This window comes from Candidatus Sericytochromatia bacterium, from assembly GCA_035285325.1.
Lineage (GTDB): Bacteria > Cyanobacteriota > Sericytochromatia > S15B-MN24 > JAQBPE01 > JAYKJB01.
The window spans coordinates 1-7601 of sequence record JAYKJB010000006.1; the positions used below are offsets into that span (position 1 = coordinate 1).

The 7601-nt window shown below is 61.0% G+C and carries 8 protein-coding genes; all 8 read right to left on the minus strand.

Going from position 1 to position 7601, the window contains the following annotated elements:
- On the minus strand, positions 1 to 1279 hold a 1279-nt coding region (locus VKP62_01185; GenBank protein MEB3195794.1), incomplete at its 3' end, for a glycine--tRNA ligase.
- Positions 1280 to 1432: 153 nt separating this feature from the next.
- A complete protein-coding gene (locus tag VKP62_01190; GenBank protein ID MEB3195795.1) occupies positions 1433 to 2806 on the minus strand; it encodes a secretin N-terminal domain-containing protein in 1374 nt (457 codons plus the stop codon).
- Positions 2806 to 3684 carry a hypothetical protein gene (locus VKP62_01195; protein ID MEB3195796.1) on the minus strand — a complete coding sequence of 293 codons (879 nt, stop codon included), beginning with the start codon at positions 3682 to 3684 and terminating at the stop codon, positions 2806 to 2808. Before VKP62_01195 ends, VKP62_01190 begins: the two co-directional genes overlap by 1 nt.
- Positions 3681 to 4301 (minus strand): type 4a pilus biogenesis protein PilO, encoded by a 621-nt coding sequence (gene pilO, locus VKP62_01200; protein MEB3195797.1) that lies wholly within the window; start codon positions 4299 to 4301, stop codon positions 3681 to 3683. Before pilO ends, VKP62_01195 begins: the two co-directional genes overlap by 4 nt.
- Before the next feature lie 10 nt (positions 4302 to 4311).
- On the minus strand, positions 4312 to 4923 hold the full coding sequence (locus VKP62_01205; protein ID MEB3195798.1) for a PilN domain-containing protein: 612 nt from the start codon (positions 4921 to 4923) through the stop codon (positions 4312 to 4314).
- Positions 4920 to 6017 (minus strand): type IV pilus assembly protein PilM, encoded by a 1098-nt coding sequence (gene pilM, locus VKP62_01210; GenBank protein MEB3195799.1) that lies wholly within the window; start codon positions 6015 to 6017, stop codon positions 4920 to 4922. Before pilM ends, VKP62_01205 begins: the two co-directional genes overlap by 4 nt.
- Positions 6018 to 6038: 21 nt before the next feature.
- Positions 6039 to 7028 (minus strand): prepilin peptidase, encoded by a 990-nt coding sequence (locus tag VKP62_01215; GenBank protein ID MEB3195800.1) that lies wholly within the window; start codon positions 7026 to 7028, stop codon positions 6039 to 6041.
- Positions 7029 to 7214: 186 nt separating this feature from the next.
- A partial coding sequence (locus tag VKP62_01220; GenBank protein ID MEB3195801.1) for a hypothetical protein occupies positions 7215 to 7601 on the minus strand: 387 nt, incomplete at its 5' end.

Here is a 7601-nt window from a genome sequence, read left to right on the forward strand (position 1 = left end):
CGTCGTAATCGACCGACCAGAATTGGGCCAGATGCGTGGCCAGTTTGCGAGCAGGTTCGGTCAATTCAGGCTTCTTGGACAGGGGCAACACGGCCACCTTGTAAGGCGCAAGCATCGGATGCAAGCGGAGCACCACGCGCGTCTCCCCCTTGGCGTCGGCTTCCTCGTCGTAGGAATCCACCAGGAAAGCCAGGGTCGCGCGGTCCGCACCGGCCGAAGGCTCGATCACGTGCGGCAAGTAGGCCTGCTTGGATTCCTCATCGAAAAACGTGAGATCCTTGCCTGACAGGGTCTGGTGTTGCCTCAGATCGAAGTCGGTCCGATTGGCAACCCCCTCCAATTCCGACCAACCAAACGGAAAGCGGTATTCGAAGTCGACGCAACCAGCGGCGTAGTGGGCCAACTCATCGGCCCCGTGGTCGCGGCGACGGATGTTTTCCGTCTTCATGCCAAGGTCCAGGTACCAGTTATAACGCGCGTCAATCCAGTGTTGATGCCAGTGCTGAGCCTGATCCGGCGGCGAAAAGAATTCGATCTCCATCTGCTCGAATTCGCGCGTGCGGAAGGTGAAGTTACCGGGCGTGATCTCGTTCCGGAACGACTTTCCAATCTGGGCAATCCCGAATGGAGGCTTCTTCCGACTGGCCGTCTGAACGTTGCGGAAGTTCACGAAGATCCCCTGCGCGGTCTCCGGTCGCAGGTACACCACCGCGGCAGAATCTTCCACCGGGCCCAGGAAGGTCTTGAACATCAGATTGAAGTTGCGCGGTTCCGTCAGTTCTCCCCCTGCCGGGCTGACCATGTGGGAGAAGACCTCCTGACAACGGGGCTTGTCCTTCAACAAGGCCTCCAGTGAGTGGGCCTCGACCCAGGCGGCAAACTCCGGAAGAAAGGTTTCATGGCCCTTCTTGACCAGGCTGGAGCTGCCCGACGTCAGGTACTCGTCCAGCATCTGCGCCAGCAAGTGATCAGCCCGAAAGCGTTGCTTGGTTTGCTTGTCGTCCACGAGGGGGTCGTGAAAGGTTTCCACGTGCCCGGAGGCCACCCAGGCCTGCGGATGCATCAAGATGGCGGCATCCATACCCACCATATCCTGGCGACGTTGCACCACCGCCCGCCACCACGCCTGCTTCACGTTGTTCTTGAGCAAGACCCCGAGCGGACCGTAGTCCCAGGTGCTACCGAGGCCACCATAAATTTCACTGCTGGGAAAAATCAGCCCACGCCGCTTCGCCAGCGAGACGATCTTTTCCATCAAATCCGTGGCCACTTGTGTCATGCACACCCCCACACGCTGCGCGGCGCCACGAGCAGACGCCGAGGGACGATTATACAAGATGCAGCCGGGGAATGGTCCCGCGCCGGGAGAGGTCTGCCCACAGAAGACAGACCCCGCGGACTGCCTGGAATCGTGCCGCTCCCGCCGCCCCCGTCAATCGGTCAGGCGTTCGCCACTCTTGATGTGGGGCGTGACCATGATGATGACCTCGGTCTCGTCGTTGTTGGCCGTTTCCTGTCGGAACAGGAATCCAATGCCGGGCAAGTCGCCCAGCACGGGCATCTTGACGATGCTGCTGGTCGTGTTACGGCGAATCAGGCCGCCGATCACCACGGTCTCACCATCCGCCACCCGCATCCGGGTCTTCAAACGCCGCTCGTTGATCTCAGGAACGGGATTCCGGTTGACGATCACGTCCTTGCCGCGGACCGAGATGGTGGGCTGAATGTCCATCGTCACGAACCCGTTGGTGTCGATCCGCGGCGTGATGATCAAGCGTTCCCCGATGTCCTGAAATTGAACGTTTTCAGTGGCCAGCGCGCCGCCGCCCTGTCCACCCACGAAGTTGGTGGAAATGACCGGAAATTTATTGACAATCGCAATTTCTGCCTGAACGTTGTCCTGCGTGGCGACGCGTGGGTTCGCCAGCACCTGAGCCTCACCACGTTGCACCAAAGCCGTGATGCGGGCGTTGAGGTTGGAGGTCACATTGCCCAGGGAAGAGAAGGTCACGGCAGTTCCACCACCCGAAGCCGGGATCCCGGCATTCGGCTGCCCGTTGGCAGTGACGTTGGGATCGGTCACGTTATTCGCGAAGCCGAATTTGGAGCCGGCAAAGCCGAACTCGCCCCCCAAACTCTTCAAGGCCCCCCGGTTCACCTCCACCAGTTTGACCTCGATCACGACCTGGGGAGCGGCCACGTCGATCGCCCGGATGGTGTTGCGAAGCTTGTTGAGGTCTTCTCCCGTACCGGTAATGATCAGCGAGTTGGTGCGGGCGTCAGCCAGGATCTTGACCTTACCCGCGGTCTTCGGATCCAGGATCCCCATCAGAATCCGCATGGCCTCTGCCGCTTGCGCATTGTTCAGGCGAAAGGTCGCGGCCTGCGTGGCGTCGATCTTGTCTCGCAGTTCCTTCTCGTCGGCAATCAGCAGCGAGGTGCCGACCCGCCGGGCCGCCAGTCCGTTGGTGCGCAACACGATGCCGAAAAATTCGTCGAGGGGGACCGCGCGAACGTCGATGGTGAAGCGCCCTTTAACACTTTCATCAATGATGAGGTTCATGCCGCCCCGCTGCGCAATCAGGCGCAGGACCTCACGGACATCCGCATTGTCGAACTTCAGGGTCACAAAGGTGGGGTTCTTGATGAGGGCCGGAATGTCCTTGAAGTTGATCAGCTGATCCGTGATGGCATTGTTTCCCTCGCCAATGGCCTCTTGCGCCCAGACAGGCGAGGCAGCCAAACCGACGAAGCAGACCGTGCCGGCGAGAAGAACCCGCGAAAGGGTTTGAGCCGCACCCACCATCACTGGACGCCTCCGATGATCTTCACAAAACGACGCCCACCACGAAGGAAGGTCACGCCACGATTAGAAATGGCCTCGATCACGCTGCCGTCGGCCAAATTGTCGCCGACCCGAGCGCTGAGATGATTCCCAGCACTGCCCTCCAGCATACAGATGCGCTCGTAGCCGGTACTGACAATTCCCCGAACCAGCCACTGGGGCTGCTCGATGGTGGGCGGTTTGTCGCCCCCAAAGGGCTTCTCCGGGACCGGAGGCGCCACCCGGCCTGGAGTGCGGGGGACCGCCGGCGCAGCGACCACGGGAGGAGCCAGGACCGGCGCCGCGAGGGGCGGCACCACCGGCCCGAGGGCGGGCGGCCGCACGGGCGTGATCGGTTCGCTCCGGGGTGGGGGCTCAGGCCCCAGCGGCTTGACCGGGAGCGGTGGATTGGCCGGAGCGGGCACAAAGGCGATGGGGGGCAATTTAGGTGCTGGCGGAGCTTCCACAGGCAAGACGATGGCCCCCGGGTTGGGCGGCACCAGCATGAGGAAGGGATCTTCCCGACCAGCCGCCTCGACGGCCCGAGCGGCGAGTTCCTCTTCGGGTGTGGCCTTGACCACCCCGCCACTGGTACCGCTGCTCCCGAACTCAGCCAAGCGGGCCAGCGCCTCGTTGCCCGCAGTGGGGTCCGGGGCCTTGTCAGTCGCCAACGGAGCCTTCCCCGCTTTCCCGGCCGCGACGGGACGCGCAATGCCAGACGCCTTGGCATCCGGCGGGCTGCCTTGACCGGCCGGGGCGGCATAGACGACATCCGTCATGGCCAGAGAGTTCGCCAGCAAAAGCGACCCCAGCCCCAGCGAGACCAGCGACGGTACGATCATGGCTTGAGAAAAGTTCACGGTGTGGCCCCCCGATTGCGAAGGACGTAAGCGCTCAATTTGAATTCCATCGCAAGGGTATTTTGAAAGCGAGACGACATGACAGGAGACGTGTTGACGGGGCGCAAGGACAGATTCCCGATGGACAATTTGCGCTCGTAACCGTGGATTTGCTCCAGGAGTTGCAGCACCTGGGAAAACGTTCCCTTCGCCTTGATCGCGATGGGAATTTCCTGGATTTCTCCGCTCGGGTCACCGCGGAACGCAGCCATCTGCTCAGGCTGGAACGAATCCAGCCCGCCGCGGGTCAGGCGGGCCATGCGTTCCACGTCGTAGAGCAGCACGGGCAGTTGCGCGTCGACAGGAATTTTGGAACGCAAGATGGCGATGCTCTTCTCGATATCCACGATGTCAGCCTTGACTTTATCGATCTCGCGAGAGCGCTGCTTGAGCTCCTGAGCGGAATTTCGCTTCTCGACGATGGTGTTTTCCTTGGCCACGACGCCGTCGTAGCGCCCCATCAGGCTATCCTCGGCAAAATACGCGGCGTTGGCCAGGTACAGCATCGCCAAGGCCGGCAGGACGCCGGCCAGCACATTCACCGGGATTTCATTTCCAGCTATCGTGACCGTACTCATCGCGTGTTCCTCACCGCGTGACCGACGTCAGAGAGCGCAAGGCCACCGTCATCTCGAAAGCGATATAACCAGCGCGCCCCTCGGCGGGAAGGTTCTCGGTCCGACGCAGCGTCGGCCCCGAGAAATATTCGGAATGCTCCAGGTTACGCTGGAAATAAGCCACTGCGCCGTAATCCAGCGCACCACCCTTGAGCAAGAGTTCCGACTTGGCGGAATCGACGCGAAACTCTTCGAACCACATGTTGCCAGGTGTCAGGGTCCGAAGCTCATTCAGAATGGCCCCCCACGAGGCCGTCACCCCCGCAACCGACTGGAGGGTATTCAGTTGCTTCCTGAGCTGGTCACGCCGATCGCTCTGACCCTGCAGGTCCTTGAGTGACGTGTTGTACTTGTCGATCTCCTCTTGAACCTCCGCAATGGTCTGGTCCAGCTCGGCATCTTTCGGATCAAAATACAGCGACACCAGCGCCGATGGAATCATGAACAGCACCACCGCCAAGCCTGCGCCGATGCCAATCGGGACGAGAGCCGCCTGATCCAGGCTGAATCCGCCACCTGAAACGGATGAGCCCTTACCTGGGCGCATTTCCTCTGGGAGCAGGTTGATGTTGATGGTTGTCATGGGTTTTCAAGACCTCTCAAGGCCAACCCCATCGCCGTGATGAAGGCGGGAGCCTGCGACTCCTCCACTTCCACGTCTTCGATGGCCAACCCTGTGAAGGGGTTTCCGACCACCACCTCAATGCCCAAGCGGGTGGTGAGAAAGCGGTCCAATCCGCGGATGGAGGCCCCCTTGCCGCAGATGATGATGCGATCGATGGTCGCCCCCCCCTGGCTCATGAAGAAGTCCAGCGAACGACTGATTTCGCCCGTCAGCTCCGAGAGGGCGGGGCGGATGATTTCGGTGGCTTGCTCCACTTCGGCTGAGATGTCCTCGTAACCTTGCGGGTCCACGTCCAGTTGGTCGAGCAGTTCCTTGGCAGAGGCCTCGTCAATGCCCAGTGAATTGATGAGATTGTCCACCAGGTAGCTGTAACCGATCAGCACGCTCCGGTTGAATTTCGGTACCCCAGCCGTCAATACGTTGATGTCGGTGCTGGGGCCTTGAATCAGCAAGGCCGCCACGGTCTGGTTGTCAGGCAGGAACTCCATCCGTTCCAGCGCTCTCATCACGGCAAAGGAGGCCACGTCGACACAGGACAACTGTAACCCGGCCTCCTCGGCAGCGTTGATGAAGGACTGCACCAGATTCTTCTGCGCGGCGACCAGCAAGACTTCCATGTGTTCGTGCCCATCATCGTCCATGCTGGTACCGACGATCTGCGAACTGATGTTCACATCCTCCATCGCGAACGGGATGTATCGCTCCGCTTCGACGGCGATGAAGGAATCGAGTTCTTCAGGCGACATCACGTCTGTCGAGATCAGGCGGATGATCACACTCTGGCCGCTGATGGCCACCACCGCCCGCTCAGCTTGCACCCCGTGGTCGTCCATCAGACCGCGAATCACTTCCCCCACGCTGGCAGGATCCACGATTTCACCGTCCTGAAGGGCATTCGGCGGCATCAGGGCACTGCCGAGTGCCTCGACCGAATAACCCGCCTTGCTCTTGTTGAGACAAGCCAGAATCACCGCGTCAGGACCAATGTCCAGACCAACAATGCTGTTGGACTTGAGGCGTAGTAATTTTTTGATGGTATCGAGAAGCGCCATCGAACTATTCCTCAGCAGGCCTCACGACAACCAGAGCCAGGTTCGAACGCTCGACCAGACGGGCTCGCCACAGAACAAAGCCACCAGGGCACCGAGCACCAATGCCGGGCCAAACGGCATCACCAGAGATGGAGTTTGGGCCGTCAAACGCATGTAAAGCCAACCGGTAGCTCCCCCCATGAACAGACTGGCAAGCAGCAACGCGCACCAGATCGTCGGGGCGAGGTGCGCCCCTAGCCATCCATACGCGATTCCGGCAGGTAAAGCTGTGACATAAGCGGTCAACGCATAAATTGCGCAGGATGCGATCAACGCCAACCCCCAAGGCTGCCAACGCCGCTCGCGTCCCCAGCCCGCGTAGACCACCGCGAGGCCCATCAAACTCGCTACACACAGGGCCGTGCCCAGCGCCACGACGCAGCCCTCGACCCCTAACCAGGCCCCGAGCATCGCCACCAGGGTCATGTCGCCCTCCCCCACCCCGTCCACTCCCATCCACCACAAGGTCACACTGTTCAGCAACAGCAGCAGTGCAACCGCTCCCAAGGCAGCCGCCAAGGCGAGCCAGAATCGTTCCAGCACGAGACCGCTGTAGGCCAATCCGAGAAACGCACCGGGGAGCGTCATGGCATCAAAGATGAGCATGGTGTCCCAATCGATCCAGAAAATGGCCACAAGCAAACCCACGAAGAGGAATAACCATAGGGACTGCCAACTCCAGGCAAAGTGCCAGTAGGTTGCCAGAAACAAGCCGCCCGTGAGGGCCTCCGTGACGGGATACCGCCAGGAGATCGGAGCCCGACAATCCGCACATCGTCCCTGCAGCCACAGGAAGCCAAGAATGGGAATGTTGTGCCAGGGTCGAATGGCCGCGTGGCAGTTCGGGCAGTGCGAGGACGGAAACACGACCGACTGGCCCTGAGGCAGCCGACACACCACCACATTCAAGAACGAGCCCACCATCGCGCCAAACACGAACGCGAGCCAGGCTCCCACCCACCAATCTTGCATCAAGAGGGCCATATCCCGTTCAAACCTGTCCGTCCCGGCCCATCGGCCAAGGTCTCGTCGACATCATTCCAGATAACGCGTCCACGGAGCATTTACCCGCGCACCAGCATGATATGCGCGGAGCGAGGCTTCCCTTGTTATGGAAATCACGGAGCGACGTGGGGGGCCTGGGCGAACGCGAGCCGATCAGTGCGTTTTCTTACGCCGACCGAAGACCCGAGCGCGCGCGTGCCGGCGTTCGGCCTGGATGCGTTGGATGTTTCGTCGCGCGATCTCTATGACCATCGCCTCGCGGCTCTGCGCCTCGAGCGCTCGCCACAGATTCAAAGCCAGGTCATCCTGGCCCGCCTCCTGGTACATGCGGGCGGCCATCGTTCTCGCAAATCGAGGCTGCTCGGCATGCTCGACGATCGGCTTGGTCAAGGCCCGCTCAAAACATGCGGCCGCCCCCAGATAATCGGACCTGGAGAGAAACCTGATCAGTCCCTGCAAGAAAGGATAATTGAATTCCCGCGGGTTGCGCATCTCCCCGCGTTCCAGCAAGGCGATCGCCGCGTTCGCCTCCCCATTGTC

Excerpts from the sequence above, each read along its gene's own strand:
- VKP62_01190 (MEB3195795.1), bottom strand. The coding sequence starts at position 2,806 with ATGGTGGGTGCGGCTCAAACCCTTTCGCGGGTTCTTCTCGCCGGCACG.
- VKP62_01205 (MEB3195798.1), bottom strand. The coding sequence starts at position 4,923 with ATGACAACCATCAACATCAACCTGCTCCCAGAGGAAATGCGCCCAGGT.
- pilO (MEB3195797.1), bottom strand. The coding sequence starts at position 4,301 with ATGAGTACGGTCACGATAGCTGGAAATGAAATCCCGGTGAATGTGCTG.
- VKP62_01215 (MEB3195800.1), bottom strand. The coding sequence starts at position 7,028 with ATGCAAGATTGGTGGGTGGGAGCCTGGCTCGCGTTCGTGTTTGGCGCG.
- pilM (MEB3195799.1), bottom strand. The coding sequence starts at position 6,017 with ATGGCGCTTCTCGATACCATCAAAAAATTACTACGCCTCAAGTCCAAC.